This window comes from Streptomyces torulosus (genome assembly GCF_001419765.1).
GTDB lineage: Bacteria > Actinomycetota > Actinomycetes > Streptomycetales > Streptomycetaceae > Streptomyces > Streptomyces torulosus.
Genome location: NZ_LIRK01000623.1, coordinates 1 through 17010 on the forward strand (window position 1 = coordinate 1; position 17010 = coordinate 17010).

12 protein-coding genes are annotated in these 17010 nt (G+C 72.0%); all 12 read left to right on the top strand.

Features of this window, described 5'->3' with window-relative positions; genetic code table 11:
- Window positions 1–98 precede the first annotated feature (98 nt).
- Entirely contained in the window at window positions 99–1115 is a 1017-nt protein-coding gene (locus AOK23_RS35525) for a methionine synthase (RefSeq protein WP_079049888.1), read from the top strand.
- Between the two features lie 15 nt (window positions 1116–1130).
- Window positions 1131–3359 (top strand): NAD-dependent DNA ligase LigA, encoded by a 2229-nt coding sequence (gene ligA / locus AOK23_RS35530; protein ID WP_420823778.1) that lies wholly within the window; start codon window positions 1131–1133, stop codon window positions 3357–3359.
- A gap of 228 nt (window positions 3360–3587) precedes the next feature.
- A complete protein-coding gene (locus AOK23_RS35535; RefSeq protein ID WP_055716652.1) occupies window positions 3588–5933 on the top strand; it encodes a putative bifunctional diguanylate cyclase/phosphodiesterase in 2346 nt (781 codons plus the stop codon).
- 330 nt (window positions 5934–6263) lie between these two features.
- Window positions 6264–6560: an Asp-tRNA(Asn)/Glu-tRNA(Gln) amidotransferase subunit GatC gene (gene gatC / locus AOK23_RS35540; protein WP_018531282.1), complete on the top strand. Its 297-nt coding sequence runs from the start codon at window positions 6264–6266 to the stop codon at window positions 6558–6560.
- A gap of 7 nt (window positions 6561–6567) precedes the next feature.
- Window positions 6568–8064 (top strand): Asp-tRNA(Asn)/Glu-tRNA(Gln) amidotransferase subunit GatA, encoded by a 1497-nt coding sequence (gatA, locus tag AOK23_RS35545; RefSeq protein WP_055716653.1) that lies wholly within the window; start codon window positions 6568–6570, stop codon window positions 8062–8064.
- The gene (locus AOK23_RS35550) at window positions 8061–8300 is read left to right on the top strand and encodes a hypothetical protein (RefSeq protein ID WP_055514656.1); all 240 of its coding nucleotides are present in this window, start codon (window positions 8061–8063) and stop codon (window positions 8298–8300) included. The genes gatA and AOK23_RS35550 overlap by 4 nt, the downstream gene beginning before the upstream one ends.
- A 15-nt stretch (window positions 8301–8315) precedes the next feature.
- Complete coding sequence (gene gatB / locus AOK23_RS35555; RefSeq protein ID WP_055716654.1) at window positions 8316–9830, top strand: Asp-tRNA(Asn)/Glu-tRNA(Gln) amidotransferase subunit GatB; 1515 nt, start codon at window positions 8316–8318, stop codon at window positions 9828–9830.
- A gap of 290 nt (window positions 9831–10120) precedes the next feature.
- On the top strand, window positions 10121–12457 hold the full coding sequence (locus AOK23_RS35560; RefSeq protein WP_055716655.1) for an MMPL family transporter: 2337 nt from the start codon (window positions 10121–10123) through the stop codon (window positions 12455–12457).
- Window positions 12435–13010, top strand: coding sequence for a GNAT family N-acetyltransferase (locus AOK23_RS35565; RefSeq protein WP_055716656.1), 576 nt, complete (start codon window positions 12435–12437; stop codon window positions 13008–13010). The genes AOK23_RS35560 and AOK23_RS35565 overlap by 23 nt, the downstream gene beginning before the upstream one ends.
- Before the next feature lie 35 nt (window positions 13011–13045).
- Window positions 13046–13633, top strand: a complete 588-nt coding sequence (locus AOK23_RS35570) for a hypothetical protein (RefSeq protein ID WP_055716657.1) — start codon at window positions 13046–13048, stop codon at window positions 13631–13633.
- Window positions 13634–13849: 216 nt separating this feature from the next.
- Entirely contained in the window at window positions 13850–14068 is a 219-nt protein-coding gene (locus AOK23_RS35575; RefSeq protein WP_055716658.1) for a hypothetical protein, read from the top strand.
- A 77-nt stretch (window positions 14069–14145) separates the two neighbouring features.
- A partial coding sequence (locus AOK23_RS35580) for an ATP-binding protein (RefSeq protein WP_055716659.1) occupies window positions 14146–17010 on the top strand: 2865 nt, incomplete at its 3' end.

The following is a 17010-nucleotide window of genomic DNA, read 5'->3' on the forward strand; positions in this document are numbered from 1 at the left end:
AACCCACCCAGCCGAACCAGCACCTCATCCCCCCCGCGGGGGCCTGGGGGCGGCAGCCCCCAGAAAACCTCGGCCCACGAACACCTACGCTTCGACGTGTGAACGAACACTTCGACTTCGGCCCCGCCACCGGCATCGGCTCCATGCCCGGCGGCGACGCCAGAGAGGCCGCCAAGACCGTCACCGGTACCTTCGAGTGGCCGGACACGGGCATGCCGTATCTGCCCGAACTCCCCGCCCGCGGGCCCGGCGCCGACATGATCGGCCGCACCGCCGGTCTGCTCGTCGAGCTGTACGCGCGCGTGGAGCCCAGCGGCTGGCGGCTCGGCGACCGGCCCGGACGGGACACCAGGCGGGCGGTCTCCTGGCTCGGCGAGGACCTGGACGCGCTGGAGGAGTTCACGCAGGGCTACGAAGGCCCGCTCAAGGTGCAGGCCGTCGGCCCGTGGACCCTCGCCGCCGCGCTGGAGCTGAAGAACGGCGAGGCGGCCCTCTCCGACCCCGGCGCCTGCCGGGACCTCGCCGGCTCGCTCGCCGAGGGCCTGCGGCTGCACCTCGCGGAGGTACGGCGCCGTGTACCCGGCGCCCGCGTGGTCCTCCAGCTCGACGAACCCTCCCTGATCGCCGTCCTGCGCGGCCAGGTGAAGTCCGCCAGCGGCTACCGCACCCACCGCGCCGTCGACCGCCAGCTCGTCGAGTCAACCCTCCGTGACGTCATCGGCGTCCACACCGAACCGGGGGCGGTCGTCGTGCACTCCTGCGCCCCCGACGTACCGTTCGCGCTCCTCCGCAGGGCCGGCGCCGACGCGATCTCCTTCGACTTCGCGCTGCTCACCGAGCGTGACGACGACGCGATCGGGGAAGCCGTGGAGGGCGGCACCAAGCTGCTGGTCGGTGTCGTGCCGACCACGGAGGGCCCATTGTCAGACCCTGCCGGTAGCGTCATGGGTGTCAGGACGTTGTGGCGCAGGCTGGGGCTGCATCCGGGGCTTCTCGCGGACGCCGTCACGGTCACTCCGTCGTGCGGCCTCGCCGGAGTCTCCCCGGCGTACGCGCGCCGGGCGCTCGCCCACTGCGCCCAGGCGGCGAGATCCCTCGCGGACAACCCAGAGTAACGGGAGGACAACACGGTGGCCGGCGACAAGGACGCACAGACTGCCCCGACCGCAGCATCCGTACCCAGCGAGGCACCGGTGCCGGCCGAGGCACGGGAGAAGCACGCGCGCCTCGCCGAAGAGATCGAGGAGCACCGCTTCCGGTACTACGTGAAGGACGCCCCCGTCGTCAGCGACGCGGAGTTCGACCGGCTGCTGCGCTCCCTGGAGGCGCTGGAGGAGGAGCACCCCGAGCTGCGCACCCCCGACTCGCCGACCCAGAAGGTCGCGGGCGCGTACGCCACGGAGTTCACCGCCGTCCAGCACCGCGAGCGCATGCTCTCCCTGGACAACGCCTTCACCGACGAGGAGTTGGCGGCCTGGGCCGAGCGCGTCGCCAAGGACGTCGGCACCACCGACCACCACCTGCTGTGCGAGCTCAAGGTGGACGGCCTCGCCGTCAACCTCACCTACGAGCACGGCCGTCTCACCCGCGCCGCCACCCGCGGCGACGGCCGGACCGGCGAGGACATCACGCCGAACGTCCGCACGATCGCCGAGATCCCGGACCGGCTGAAGGGCGACCGGGTCCCCGACCTCGTGGAGATCCGCGGCGAGGTCTACTTCCCGATGGACAAGTTCGCGGAGCTCAACGAGCGGCTGCTGGCGGCCGGCGACAAGCCCTTCGCCAACCCGCGCAACGCGGCCGCCGGTTCGCTGCGCCAGAAGGACCCGCGCGTCACCGCCACCCGCCCCCTGCACATGGTGGTGCACGGCATCGGCGCCCTGGAGGGCTTCGAGGGCGGCCTCAGCCGCCTCTCCCAGGCCTACGACCTGCTCAAGTCCTGGGGCCTGCCCACCGCCCGCCACAACCGTGTGGTCGACGACCTCGACGGCGTACGGGAGTTCATCGCCCACTTCGGCGAGAACCGACACTCCGTGGAGCACGAGATCGACGGCGCCGTCGTCAAGCTCGACGAGATCCCCCTCCAGGGCCGCCTCGGCTCCACCTCCCGCGCCCCCCGCTGGGCCATCGCGTACAAGTACGCGCCGGAGGAGGTCAACACCAAGCTCGTCAACATCCGTGTGGGCGTGGGACGTACGGGCCGGGTGACGCCGTACGCCCAGGTCGAGCCGGTGACTGTCGCGGGCTCCGAGGTCGAGTTCGCCACCCTCCACAACCAGGACGTCGTCAAGGCCAAGGGCGTCCTCATCGGCGACACGGTCGTGCTGCGCAAGGCCGGTGACGTCATCCCCGAGATCCTCGGCCCGGTCGTCGACCTGCGCGACGGCACCGAGCGCGAGTTCGTGATGCCCGCCGAGTGCCCCGAGTGCGGTACGCCGCTGGCGCCCGCCAAGGAGGGCGACGTCGACCTGCGCTGCCCCAACTCCCGCACATGCCCGGCCCAGTTGCGTGAGCGGCTGTTCTATCTCGCCGGACGCAAGTGCCTGGACATCGAGCACTTCGGCTATGTCGCCGCCGCCGCGCTCACCAAGCCGCTGGAGCCGTCCGACCCGCCGCTGATCGACGAGGGCGACCTGTTCGACCTCACCGTCGAGCAGCTGCTGCCGATCAAGGCGTACGTCCTCGACCAGGACAGCGGTCTGCCCAAGCGCGACCCGAAGACCGGCGAGGAGAAGGTCGCCACCGTCTTCGCCAACCAGGAGGGCGCGCCCCGGAAGAACGCGGTCGCGATGCTGGAGAACATCCAGGCGGCCAAGGAGCGCCCGCTCGCGAGAATCCTGACCGGGCTGTCCATCCGGCACGTCGGACCGGTGGCCGCCGAGGCGCTCGCCCGCGCGTTCCGTTCGATCGACCGCATCGAGCAGGCCACCGAGGAAGAACTGAAGAACACCGACGGCGTCGGCCCGATCGTCGCCGCCGCGGTCAAGCAGTGGTTCGCCGAGGACTGGCACCGCGAGATCATTCGCAAATGGAAGGCCGCCGGCGTCCGGATGGAGGACGAGGGTGCCGGCGAGGACGAAGGCCCCCGCCCCCTCGAAGGACTCACCGTCGTCGTGACCGGCACGCTCGAGCACCACACGCGGGACGGCGCGAAGGAGGCCCTGCAGAGCCGGGGAGCGAAAGTGACCGGCTCGGTTTCGAAGAAGACCTCGTTCGTCGTGGTCGGTGACAACCCGGGTTCCAAGTACGACAAGGCGATGCAGCTCAAGGTTCCGGTCCTGAACGAGGACGGTTTCGCGGTTCTGCTCGAACAGGGACCGGAAGCGGCCTCGGAAGTGGCGCTTCCGACCGAGGAGTAGGGGTTGAAGGCCACCCGTTCGGCGCATACCAGATGCATATGGGTGGCCGATCGCATTCGGGCAACCGTCGTCGACCGCTGCCCGTGAAAGCCTTGTGCGGCCTACTGTTGAGGTGTGCGCCTGCCGTGCCCGGACGCGTGGTGGGTTCTCGGACGCGGTGTCGCCCCAGGGTTGTCGGGAGCAACGGGCCGCGTGGCGTGGGCACCGCCGGCTGTGAGAGGGACGGGAATGGAACCGACCGAGAGCGTCGCCCCGGACTCACGGCTGCGTCTGCGCCGTGTGTCCGGGGCCTGGCGATGGGGGCGCTCCCTGCTCATGGGGGGACGCCCGTTCGAGGGAACCCGGGAGCGGGTCGGTGACCAGGAACCGTCGGCGGACCCCCGATCGGAGCAGCCGCCGGGCCGCACGGCCGCCGGCGCCCCCGGCCTTCTCGTCCCCGCCCCGGCACAGCTCACCACCGGCACCGGCACCGCCCCACCCCTCACGAGCACGCTCGGTGACGGCCGCGGCCACGGCCTGCCGGGCCACGACGGCGAACGCCATCCGTCCTGGCCCGCCCTGCCCGCCGCGATCGTGGGCCTCGCCGGAGCGATCCTGGGCGCCGGGTTCTACCGGGCGTTCGCCGGACAGCACGCGCTCTTCCCGTCCGGCGCGGTCGGCTGGGCCCTCGCCCTGCTCACCGGCATCATCGTCGGTCACCTCGTCGCCATGGGCCGCGCCCGCTGGTGGGGCGGCACCGGCTCCGGCGCGGCCCTCACCCTCGCCGTCCTGATCCTCTACGGCTGGCTGCCGGCCGGCATGGTCAGCCTCACCGTCGTCGTCCTCGTCGGCATCGCCCGCCGGGGCCGCTGGCGGCAGGGCGTACTGCACGGCGCGGTCGACATCCTCGGCATCGGCGCCGGAGCCGTCGTCCTGCGCGTCTTCGGCCGCGTCCCCTCGGTCGAGCAGCCCTGGGACCCGGAGACCTGGAACCTGTACGCGGCGCCCCAGGTCGCGCTCGTCGCCGTCGCCTACCTCGCGGTCACCCGCGCCCTGCTCTGGTACCTGGCCGCGCCGCGCGGCGGCGTCCCCACGGTCGCCCGCACCGCCCTGGTCCGGCAGGGCCTCGTCGCTGTCGCGCTGTTCGGCATCGCCCCCCTGATCTGCGTCGTCGCCACGGCCCAGCCCCTGCTGCTGCCGCTGTTCGCCATCCCGCTCATCGCGCTCGACTCCACCCTGTGGATCGCCCGCGCCAGGGCGGAGGAACAACTCCGCGACCCGCTCACCGGCCTGCCCAACCGTCAGTGGCTGCTGGAACGGACCTGGACCGCCCTGGACGACGCCGAGCGCATCGGCGCGCGCTCCGCCCTGATGCTGATCGACCTCGACCGCTTCCGGTCCGTCAACGACACCCTCGGGCACCTGGCGGGCGACCGGCTGCTGCTGCAGATAGCCGACCGACTGCGGGTCGCGCTGCCGCGCGGAGCGGAGGCCGCACGGCTCGGCGGCGACGAGTTCGCCGTGCTGCTGCCCGTCGCCGACTCCACGACCTCCGCCTCACGCGTCGCCCGCAACCTCGTCGCCGCGCTCGGTTCCCCGCTCGACCTCGACGGGCTCACCCTCGTCCTGGAGGCCAGCGCCGGGCTCGCCGTCTTCCCCGACCACGCGCTCGACGCGGAGGGGCTGCTCAGGCGGGCCGACGTGGCGATGTACCAGGCGAAGCGGGACCGCACCGGCGTCGAGGTCTACGAGTCCAAGCGGGACTCGAACACCCCTGACCGGCTCGGCCTCCTCGGCGACCTGCGGCGCGCGCTCGACGCGCAGGAGGTCGAACTGCACTACCAGCCGAAGGTCCGCTTCGACGGACAGGTGGCCGGGCTGGAGGCGCTCGTGCGGTGGGTGCACCCCGAGCGGGGGAAGGTGCCGCCGGACGAGTTCATAGCGATCGCCGAGTCGTCCGGGCTGATGCCGCACCTCACCGAGTACGTCCTGGAGACGGCCCTCGGGCAGGTGGCCCGCTGGCGCGCGCAGGGACTGCACGTACCGGTCGCCGTGAACGTGTCGCCCCGCGACGTCCACACCCCCGGCTTCGCGGGCGCGGTGGCCGCGCGGCTGGCCCGTCACGGAGTCCCGGCGGGAGCGCTCCAACTGGAGATAACGGAACACGTGCTCCTGGAGGACCCGCAGCGGGCCGCGGACACCCTGGCCGGGCTGACCGGGCACGGCGTGAAGATGTCCCTCGACGACTTCGGGACCGGGTACTCGTCGCTGGTCCACCTGCGGCGGCTGCCCGTGAGCGAGCTGAAGATCGACCGTTCGTTCGTGGCGCGGCTCGCCGTCGACACGGAGGACGCGGAGATCGTGCGCTGCACCGTCGACCTCGCGCACTCCCTGGGGCTGCTCGTCGTGGCCGAAGGGGTCGAGGACGACGAGACGTGGGAGCGGTTGCGCGACCTGGGCTGCGACGCCGTCCAGGGGTGGCTGGTCGCCGCGGCGATGCCGCCGGAGGAGACCACGGCGTGGCTCCGGGCCCGTGGCTCCCGAGGCTGGCAGCGCCCCGCGGCGGCCCTGCCGGCGGCGACGGCGGACGAGTAACCACCGGGCGCCTCACACAGCTCGGGGGTGCGCGGTTCGTTGGCGGCTGCGGGTAAGTGGGGCCGTTCGCGCAGTTCCCCGCGCCCCTGAAAGGCGCCCGGGGCCGCGCCCCGTGCTTTTCCTATGAAGGCCGGGCCGCAGGCCCAAGCCTTCAGGGGCGCGGGGAACTGCGCGAGAAACCACGACGCACCCGCACCCGTAAACGCACCCGTACCCCCAACCCCATAGGCGCCCGGCCAAGCCCGCGCAGCAAACCCGTGCACGGTCACACCGGCCCGCCCCATAGGATTGGCGCCAAACCACATCGCACTCACCCCAGAGGATCGCTGCATGCCTGGCATCACGCGCGAGGAGGTCGCCCACCTCGCCCGGCTGGCGCGTCTGGAGCTGAAGCCCGAAGAGCTCGACCACTTCGCAGGCCAGCTGGACGACATCATCGGCGCGGTCGCCCGCGTCAGCGAGGTCGCCGACCAAGACGTCCCGCCGACCTCGCACCCGCTGCCGCTGACGAACGTCATGCGCGCGGACGAGGTCCGTCCGTCGCTCACCCCCGAGCAGGCGCTGTCCGGCGCCCCGGCCCAGGAGCAGCAGCGTTTCAAGGTGCCGCAGATCCTGGGGGAGGACTGATCACGTCATGACCGACGCCATCATCAAGCTCACCGCGGCGGAGATCGCCGCGAAGATCGCCTCCGGCGAACTCACCGCCGTGCAGGTCACCGAGGCCCACCTGGCCCGGATCGAGGCCGTCGACGAGAAGGTGCACGCCTTCCTGCACGTCGACCGCGAGGGCGCGCTCGCCCAGGCCCGTGCCGTCGACGAGAAGCGGGAGCGGGGCGAGAAGCTCGGCCCCCTCGCCGGTGTGCCCCTCGCGCTGAAGGACATCTTCACCACGGTCGGCATTCCGACCACCGTGGGCTCGAAGATCCTCGAAGGGTGGATCCCGCCCTACGACGCGACGCTCACCAAGCGGCTGAAGGACGCGGACGTCGTCATCCTCGGCAAGACCAACATGGACGAGTTCGCCATGGGGTCCAGCACCGAGAACAGCGCGTACGGCCCGACCGGCAACCCCTGGGACCTCACCCGGATCCCCGGCGGCTCCGGCGGCGGTTCCTCCGCCTCCCTCGCCTCCTTCCAGGCGCCCCTCGCCATCGGCACCGACACCGGCGGCTCCATCCGCCAGCCGGCCGCCGTCACCGGCACGGTCGGTGTGAAGCCGACGTACGGGGCCGTCTCCCGGTACGGCATGGTCGCCTTCTCGTCCTCCCTCGACCAGGGCGGGCCCTGCGCCCGTACGGTCCTGGACGCGGCGCTCCTGCACGAGGTCATCGCCGGGCACGACCCGATGGACTCCACGTCCATCGACGCGCCGGTCCCGCCGGTCGTCGAGGCCGCCCGCAACGGCTCGGTCGCCGGGATGCGCGTGGGCGTCGTCAAGCAGTTCCGCGGCGAGGGCTACCAGGCCGGTGTGGTCCAGCGGTTCGACGAGTCCGTCGAGCTGCTGCGGGAGCTGGGCGCCGAGATCGTCGAGCTGGACTGCCCGTCGTTCGACCTGGCGCTGGCCGCGTACTACCTGATCGCGCCGAGCGAGTGCTCGTCGAACCTCGCCCGCTTCGACGGGCTCCGCTACGGCCTGCGGACCGGCGACGACGGCTCGCACTCCGCCGAGGAGGTCACCTCCCTCACCCGTGAGGCGGGCTTCGGCCCCGAGGTGAAGCGCCGCATCATGCTCGGCACGTACGCGCTCAGCTCCGGCTACTACGACGCGTACTACGGCAGCGCCCAGAAGGTACGGACGCTCATCACCCGCGACTTCGAGAAGTCGTTCGAGAAGGTGGATGTCATCGTCTCCCCGACGACGCCGACCACCGCCTTCCCGATCGGTGAGCGCGCCGACGACCCGATGGCGATGTACCTCGCCGACCTGTGCACCATCCCGACCAACCTCGCGGGCAACGCCGCGATGTCCCTGCCCTGCGGTCTCGCGCCGGAGGACGGGCTGCCGGTCGGACTCCAGATCATCGCCCCGGCCCTGAAGGACGACCGTCTCTACAAGGTCGGCGCCGCTGTCGAGGCCGCCTTCGTGGAAAGGTGGGGGCACCCGCTGCTCGAGGAGGCTCCGTCGCTGTGAGTGCACTGACCAAGGCCAAGGGCTTCAAGAAGTCCAAGTCCGGCACGTATCTGTCCATGGCCGCCACGGCGTTCGGCGCGATCGGTGTCGCCAAGCGGCTCAAGAGCGCCCGTGCCGAGAAGGACACCCTGGTCCTGATCGACGCCACCGTGTCCGCCGTAGCCATCGTCACCGGCCTCGCCATCCTCTACCGCGAGCTGAAGCGGCTGGGCGACGACGACGTCCTGCTGGGCTGAGAGGGAAGTTTCACCGTGACCACCACGACCGACCTGGTGTCGTACGAGGACGCACTCGCGTCGTACGACCCCGTCATGGGCCTCGAGGTCCATGTCGAACTCGGCACCAAGACGAAGATGTTCTGCGGCTGCTCGACCGAACTCGGTCAGGGCGCCAACACGCAGACCTGCCCCGTCTGCCTCGGCCTGCCCGGCGCGCTCCCCGTCGTCAACGCGACCGGCGTGGAGTCCGCCATCAAGATCGGTCTCGCGCTGAACTGCGAGATCGCCGAGTGGTGCCGTTTCGCCCGGAAGAATTACTTCTATCCGGACATGCCGAAGAACTTCCAGACATCCCAGTACGACGAGCCGATCGCCTTCAACGGCTACCTCGATGTGCAGCTGGAGGACGGCGAGGTCTTCCGCGTGGAGATCGAGCGCGCCCACATGGAGGAGGACACCGGCAAGTCGACCCACGTCGGCGGTGCCACCGGCCGCATCCACGGCGCCTCGCACTCGCTCCTCGACTACAACCGCGCCGGCATCCCGCTCATCGAGATCGTCACCAAGCCGATCGTCGGAGCCGGGGAGCGCGCGCCGGAGGTCGCCAAGGCGTACGTCCGTGAGCTGCGCGAGGTCATCAAGGCGCTCGGCGTCTCCGAGGCCCGTATGGAGATGGGCCAGATGCGCTGCGACGTGAACCTGTCGCTGCGGCCGAACGGCACCGAGAAGTTCGGCACCCGTTCGGAAACGAAGAACGTGAACTCGCTGCGGTCCGTGGAGCGCGCGGCCCGCTTCGAGATCCAGCGGCACGCGGCCGTCCTGTCCTCCGGCGGGACGATCATCCAGGAGACCCGGCACTTCCACGAGGACACGGGGTCCACGACCTCGGGCCGGGTGAAGGAGGAGGCCGAGGACTACCGGTACTTCCCGGAGCCCGACCTGGTGCCGGTGGCGCCCTCGCGCGAGTGGGTCGAGGAGATCCGGTCCGCGCTGCCCGAGCTGCCGCTGGTCCGCCGTAACCGGCTCCGCGAGGAGTGGGCCGTCAGCGGCACCGACATGCAGGCGATCCTCAACGCGGGCGCGCTGGAGCCGATCGTCGCCACCATCGAGGCCGGGGCGGACGCCGCCTCCGCCCGTAAGTGGTGGATGGGCGAGCTGGCCCGCAGCGCCAACGAGTCGGGCAAGGCGCTCGACGAGCTGGCGATCACGCCGACGGAGGTCGCCCGGGTCACCGAGCTGGTCGCGAAGGGTGACCTGAACGACAAGCTGGCACGTCAGGTCATCGAGGGCGTCCTCGCGGGCGAAGGCACCCCGGACGAGGTCGTCGACAAGCGCGGTCTGAAGGTCGTCTCCGACGAGGGCGCCCTGACCACCGCGGTCGAGGAGGCCATCGCGGGCAACCCGGCCATCGCGGACAAGATCCGCGGCGGCAAGGTCGCCGCGGCCGGTGCCCTGGTCGGCGCGGTCATGAAGGCGACGCGCGGCCAGGCGGACGCGGCCCGCGTCAAGGAGCTGATCCTGGAGAAGCTGGGCGTCAGCGAGGGCTGAGCGAGCGCCGAGGCCGAGCTAGCGCCGAGGCCGAGCGAGCTCTGAGGGCGGTGCGTCAGGACGACGCACCGCCCTCAGTGGTGTCAACGGGCGTGACGCAGGGCGACAGAGTGCCGTCATCTGTCCTGTGAGGTGCCTCGCATCTCATGTGATGAGACCCTCATAGGTCCCAAACGATCAGTTTCCGGTGCAACAGTTGCCAGGGATTGCTCATGCGTTCTTTGCATTGTGTTCAGTTCGAAAAGGCTGTACACGGTCAAAGATCCCGAAATCCCCCAGGAGCATGATCCGTGGCAGCCCTAGCACGCTGGTGCGTCCGGCACCGTCTCGTCGCCGTCCTTCTGTGGCTCCTCGCCTTCGCCGGCACGGCCGCCGGCGCGGTGGCGGCGGGCGCCGCGTACTCGAACGACTACAAGACCCCCGGAACCGAGTCCAGCCGTGCCACCGAGCTGCTGAGCGAGGGCTTCCCCGGCATCAGCGGTGACAACGCCACCGTCGTCTGGCACACCGACGACGGCACCGTGCGGGCCGCCGCCGTCGAACAGACGATGACCCGGACCCTCGACGAGATCGCCGGCCTGCCGGGTGTCGCCGCCGTGACCGACCCGTACGACGGGGCTGACGCCGGCCGGATCAGCCAGGACGGGCACACGGCGTACGCGAGCGTGACCTTCGACAAGCCGGCCGGTGACGTGGACAAGGCGCAGGCCGAGGCCGTCGTCGACACCGCGAAGGCCGCCGAGTCGCCCGGGCTCCAGGTGGAGCTGGGTGGTGAGGCGATCGGGCTCACCGAGACCTCCGGGGGGCACCTCGCGGAGATCGTCGGCGTGCTGGTCGCCGCCGTGGTCCTCTTCCTCGCCTTCGGCTCGCCGGCCGCCAGCGTTCTGCCGATCGCGACCGCCCTGGTCAGCGTCGGCACCGCCTACGCGGGCATCACCCTGCTCGGCCACGTCATGACCGTCGCCGACTTCGCCCCCATGCTGGGCACCCTCATCGGCCTCGGCGTCGGCATCGACTACGCACTGTTCATCGTGACCCGGCACCGACGCGGGCTGAAACGCGGACTGCCCGTCGAGGAGGCCGCACGGAACGCGGTCGCCACCACCGGGCGGGCCGTGGTGTTCGCGGGTGCCACCGTGTGCATAGCCCTCCTGGGCATGCTGATCCTGCGGCTCGGCTTCCTCAACGGCGTCGCGATCGCCGCCTCGCTGACCGTGGTCCTCACCGTCGCCGCCTCCGTGACGCTGCTGCCCGCGCTGCTGTCCCTCATCGGCATGCGGGCGCTCAGCCGCCGCGAACGCCGCCGACTGGCGGAGCACGGGCCCGAGCCCGAGCTGCCCACGGGCTTCGCCGCCCGCTGGTCCGCGTTCGTCGAACGGCACCCCAAGAAGCTCGGCGCGATCGCCCTCGTCGTCATGACCCTGCTGGCCCTGCCCACCCTGGGCCTGCGCCTGGGCACCTCCGACCAGGGCAACGATCCGAAGGCGACCACCACCCGCGCGGCGTACGACCTCCTCGCTGGGGGCACCTCCCGCTCGAGCGCAGCCGAGAGTGGGGGAGGCTTCGGCCCCGGTGTGAACGGCCCGCTCACCCTGGTCACCGAGGTCGACGGCGCCGCCGACAAGCTAGCCCTCGACAACCTCGACACCACCCTTCGCGCCACCGAGGGCGTCTCCGCGGTCACCCCGGTCACCTACAACACCGGCGGCGACACCGCGTACCTCACCGTCGTTCCCGACTCCTCCCCGCAGTCCGAGAGGACCAGCGACCTGGTCGAACGGCTGCGCGACGAGGTGCTGCCGCGGGCCGAGAGCGGTACCTCGCTCGATCTGCACGTCGGTGGGGTGACCGCCGGTTACGACGACTTCGCCGACGTCATCGTCGGCAAGCTCCCGCTGTTCGTCGGTGCCGTGATCGGCCTCGGCTGTCTGCTGCTCCTGCTCGCCTTCCGGTCGATCGGCATCCCGCTGAAGGCCGCCGCGATGAACGTGGCCGCCGTCGCCGCCGCGTTCGGCGTCGTCGTCGCGATCTTCCAGTGGGGCTGGGGGAGCGAACTGCTCGGCCTCGGCCGGGCGGGCCCCATCGAGCCCTTCCTCCCGGTGATCATGGTCTCGGTCCTCTTCGGGCTCTCCATGGACTACCAGGTCTTCCTGGTCAGCCGGATGTACGAGGAGTGGCTGGAGACCGGCGACAACCGGCGCGCGGTCCGTGTCGGCCTCGCCGAGACCAGCCGGGTGATCAACTCCGCGGCGGTCATCATGATCTCCGTCTTCCTCGCCTTCGTGCTCAGCGGCGACCGGGTGATCGCCATGTTCGGCATCGCGCTCGCCGCCGCCGTCGCCCTCGACGCGTTCGTCCTCCGCACGCTCCTCGTCCCCGCCCTGATGCACCTGCTCGGCGGCGCCAACTGGTGGCTGCCCCGCTGGCTCGACCGCCGCATGCCCCGCATCAGCATCGAGCCGCCCGAGTCCCGTGCCGCCCATGAGAGGCTGGCCGCCGCGACGGACGCCGAGGCGGCGGACGTACTGGCGGGGGACGCCGGAGAGGTACCGGGGCCACGGGCCGCCGACGCGACGGACGTACGGGTGAAGGAGCGACCGCAGGATGTACGCGATATCCCTGGGTGACGACGGGGCCGAACTGCGCCCGCTGGACCCCTGGCACGCCGAGGAGTTCCTCGCGCACCTGGAGCGGGGGCGGGAGTTCATCAACCAGTACGTTCCCTTCGGCTCGACCGCCACGGACGTCCCCTCCGCGCGTGCCGTCCTCCAGCGGTACGCCGACATGCGCGCCGCCGACACGGGCTCCCTGCACGGCATCTGGCTCGACGGGAAGCTCGTCGGCGGGGTCCTCTTCCTCAACTTCGACGCCGACAACGCCAACTGCGAGGTCGGCTGCTGGCTCGAACCCGCCGGCACCGGGCGCGGCCTCGTCACCCGCGCCATGCACGTCCTCATCGACTGGGCGGTCGACGTCCGCGGCATCCACCGGGTGGAGTGGATCGCCGCCTCCGGGAACGAACCGAGCCTGAACGTGGCCCGGCGGCTGGGGATGTCGCGGGACGGCGTGCAGCGCGAGCGCTATCCCCACCGAGGGGTCCGGCACGACCTGGAGACATGGTCCGTCCTGGCGCCCGAGTGGCGTACGACACGCGCGCGTGGCGTTCACAGGGATCGTTAAGAGACCTCTCAGACAACATTCGTACGGTGCGAGGCATGGGAACCAAGACAGTGGACGAGGCCGGAGCCGGGACGGGCACCGAGACGAAGACCGGCGAGGAGTCGGTGGACGTGACCAAGCAGGACCCCGCGGCGGAGGCCGAGGAGCGGGACGCAGACCTCGGCGAGACCGGCGAGACCGGTGACTCCGGTGTGGCCGACGAGGAGCTTCCGCCGGTCGCCGCCAAGGCGCAACCGGGCGTCGGACAGGGCGCCGCGGGCATCGTCGCCGTGGTGCTCGGCCTCGTCTCGCTGACCGGCAGCTGGGTCGGCACCGTGGCCCAGGCCCGCAACCAGATGTTCGGGCAGCTGGAGACCGCGCGGGACGCCGACGTCGCCACGATGCTCCAGCAGTACTACGGCGAGTCGTGGAACGCCAACGCCCTGGTGTCCGGGATCTTCGCCCTGATCGCGATGCTCGTCGGCGTCGCCGTCCTGGTCCGGCCCGCGTTCGGCGACCCCGACCAGGTGCAGGCGCCGTGGATCAAGTCGGTCGCGTGGGCCGGTGTCTCGGTCGGCTTCATCGGACTGGTCCTCGCCGTCCTGAAGTACTCCGACATCCTGCTGGGCCTGCCGAACACCTGACGTACCCGCCCGAGGAGGGCGGCATCCGAGGGGCCTTAGACCCGTCGTGGGGATCCTTACGACGGACCTGAGGCCCCTCACCCGTTCAGGGCGCCGATCTAAGGCCCCCCGCCCGGCGAAGATGCGGAACTCTCCCGATGTGGCGGACCCGTCTCGGAGACGAAGGTTGAGGCATCGCAACAAGCGAACCCGACCGACTCTCACGAGGGGCACGACATGTTCGAGTACGAGCAGCGGATCCGCACCGAGGAACTGATCCGCGACGCGGAGACCTACCGCAGGGCGCGTGACGCCCGCCGCGCCGGCCGCGAGGCCGCACGCGACGCCCGGACGACGCGGAGCTCCGCGTCCCGGCCGGGCCCCGAGGAACCGGACATCGAGGACCACGGCACGCGCCACCGCACACACCGGTTCCGGCTGCCGCGCACCGCGTGAGCCCCGGACCCGGGACGCCCGGCACCGAACCCCGCGAGGTGCGGATATTCGGTGCCGGAGCGCCGGACACGCGTGCGATGCTCGGCGGTGTGGAGACCAGGTCCGTCAGTCCGGTGTTCGTCGGCCGCGCCGAGGAGTTGGAGGTGCTGCGCGACGCCCTCACCCGCGCCGCCGACGGTGCCTCACGCACACCCGGGAGCGGGGGTGGGGGAGGGGGCGAACCGCAGGCACTGCTGCTGTGCGGCGAGGCCGGCGTCGGCAAGACCCGGCTGGTCGAGGAGTTCGCCACCGAGGCCGCACGCGGGGGCGCGGTCGTCGCGCTCGGCGGGTGCGTCGAGATCGGCGCCGACGGACTGCCCTACGCGCCCTTCTCCACCGCCCTGCGCGCCCTGCACCGCCGGCTCCCCGCCGAACTGATCGCCGCGGCCGCCGGCCAGGAACCCGAACTGGCCCGCCTGCTGCCCGAACTGGGTGAGACACCCCCGACCCGGCACGACGAGGAGGGCACCGCCCGCCTCTTCGAACTCACCGCCCGCCTCCTGGAACGCCTCGCCGCCGACCGCACCGTCGTCCTCGTCCTGGAGGACCTGCACTGGGCCGACGCCTCCACCCGCCACCTCCTCGCCTACCTGCTGCGCACCCTGCGCACCGGCCGCCTCGTCGTCCTCGCCACCTACCGCTCCGACGACATCCACCGCCGCCACCCGCTGCGCCCCCTCCTCGCCGAACTCGACCGCCTCCGCACGGTCCGCCGCATCGAACTGCGCCGCTTCAACCGCGCCGAGGTCGGCCACCAGCTCACCGGCATCCTCGCCGCCGAACCCGACCCGGCCCAGGCCGACGAGATCTTCGAACGCTCCGACGGCAACGCCTTCTTCGTCGAGGAACTCGCCGCGGCCGCGCACGACGGAGGCTGCGCCTCCCTCACCGACTCCCTGCGGGACCTGCTCCTCGTCCGTGTCGAACGGCTCCCCGAGGACGCCCAGCGGGTCGCCCGCCTCGTCGCCGAGGGCGGCTCCACCGTGGAGTACGCCCTGCTCGCGGCCGTCGCCGGACTCTCCGAGGACGACCTCATCGAAGCCCTGCGCGCAGCCGTCGGCGCCAACATCCTGCTCGCCGCGCCCGGCGGCGACGGCTACCGCTTCCGCCACTCCCTGGTCCGCGAGGCCGTCAGCGACGACCTCCTCCCCGGCGAACGCTCCCGCCTCAACCGCCGCTTCGCCGAAGCCCTGGAGGCCGAGCCGACGGTCGTCCCCGCCGACGGGCGCGCCACCCGCTTGGCCAGCTACTGGTACCACGCCCATGACGCCGCCAAGGCCTTGCCCGCCGTCCTCGACGCCGCCGTCGAGGCCCGCTCCCGCCACGCCCACTCCGAGCAACTACGGCTCCTGGAGCGGGCGATGGAACTGTGGGACGCCGCCCCCGACGCCGTGCGCTCCGCGCTGCGCCCCATCGACTACACCGAGGTCTATCCGCCGTGCGGCTGCGACCCCGCCACCACCCCCCTGCGCTATCTCGACCTCATGGCCGAGGCGGCCGTCGCCGGCCGGCTCTGCGGCGAGCGGGAACGGGCCATGCGGATCACCCGGCGCGCCCTGGACCTGCTGGCGGACGGGGGAGACCCGGCGCGCACCGCCTGGTTCTGGGTGCAGCGCTCCCTGCTGACCGAGGGCCTGTCCCGGGGCGACGGCTGGAAGGAACTCGCCACCGCCCAGGACCTCATGCGCGGTCTGCCCCCGTCGGAGATGCACGCCGAGGTGCTCTCCCGCGTGGCCGGATGGGCCATGCTCCACGCCCCCGGCCCCGACGCTCTCTCCGACGCCGAGCGCGCCGTCGAGTACGCCCGCATGGTGGGCGCCGAGGACATCGAACTCAACGCCCGCCTCACCCTCGGCGGCCTGATGGTCGACGCGGGCGACATCGACGCGGGCATCGCCGAGATGGAAGCGGTACGCCGCCGGGTCCTCGAACGCGGCCCCGCCGCCGTCGTGGGCCGCGTCCACGTCAACCTGCCCTCCAGCCTGGAGAGCGTCGGCCGCTCCCGCGACGCCGTCCGCAACCTGCGCGAGGGACTCGACCTCACCCGGCGGATGGGCCTGTCGGACTCCGAGGCATGGGTCTGGGGCAACCTCGCCGAGTCGCTCCTCTCCCTCGGCCAGTGGGACGAGGCAGTCGACGCCGCGAACAGGTCACGGGACATCGGCCCTAGCGCCAAGCGACTCGGCGGCACCGCCCTCTCCGTCGCCGCCATCGCCCTCGCCCGCGGCGACATCGCCGAGGCCCGGCGCCAACACTCCGCCGCGTACGGCCACTTCGGCACCCACAACCCCATGCCGCAGAACAACCTGCCGCTCTCCCTCCTCACCATCGGTATCGCCGCCGCCGAGGGCCGCCTCCCCGACGCCCGCGCCGAACTCGCCCGCGTCCTCGACACCGGCTTCCCCGCCGGCACCCAGCGGTACGCCTGGCCGCTGCTGCTCAGCGCCGCCGTCGCCGAGGCCGACGCCCGGGGACTGCCCACCGCCGACCAGGGCCGCCCCGAGGTCCTCGACCGGATCCTCGCGGCGGTCAAGAAGCTCACCACCGGAGCACCGATCTGGCTCGCCCACGAACACTGGGTACGCGCCGAACTCCAGCGCGCCGAGGGCCTGATGACCCCCGACACCTGGTCCGAGGTCGTCACCGCCTTCGAGCCCCTCGAACGCCCCTACGACCTCGCCCGCGTCCGGCACCGGCTCGCCGAGGCCCTGCTGGCCGACGGCGCCGACGACGAGGCCCGGCTTCGGGCGACGGAACTGCTCCGCTTGTCCGCCGTCGTCGCCGACCATCTCGGCGCCCGCCCGCTCGCCGAGAGCGTCGCCCTCCTCGCCCGGCGTGCCCGCCTGCCCCTCGGCCATACCGCCGAGCCCGCGCTCGCACCGGCCGACCCCGTCGCCGCCCTC

Excerpts from the sequence above, each read along its gene's own strand:
- gatC (WP_018531282.1), top strand. The coding sequence starts at position 6,264 with ATGCCTGGCATCACGCGCGAGGAGGTCGCCCACCTCGCCCGGCTGGCG.
- AOK23_RS35565 (WP_055716656.1), top strand. The coding sequence starts at position 12,435 with ATGTACGCGATATCCCTGGGTGACGACGGGGCCGAACTGCGCCCGCTG.
- AOK23_RS35570 (WP_055716657.1), top strand. The coding sequence starts at position 13,046 with ATGGGAACCAAGACAGTGGACGAGGCCGGAGCCGGGACGGGCACCGAG.
- gatA (WP_055716653.1), top strand. The coding sequence starts at position 6,568 with ATGACCGACGCCATCATCAAGCTCACCGCGGCGGAGATCGCCGCGAAG.
- AOK23_RS35575 (WP_055716658.1), top strand. The coding sequence starts at position 13,850 with ATGTTCGAGTACGAGCAGCGGATCCGCACCGAGGAACTGATCCGCGAC.
- AOK23_RS35535 (WP_055716652.1), top strand. The coding sequence starts at position 3,588 with ATGGAACCGACCGAGAGCGTCGCCCCGGACTCACGGCTGCGTCTGCGC.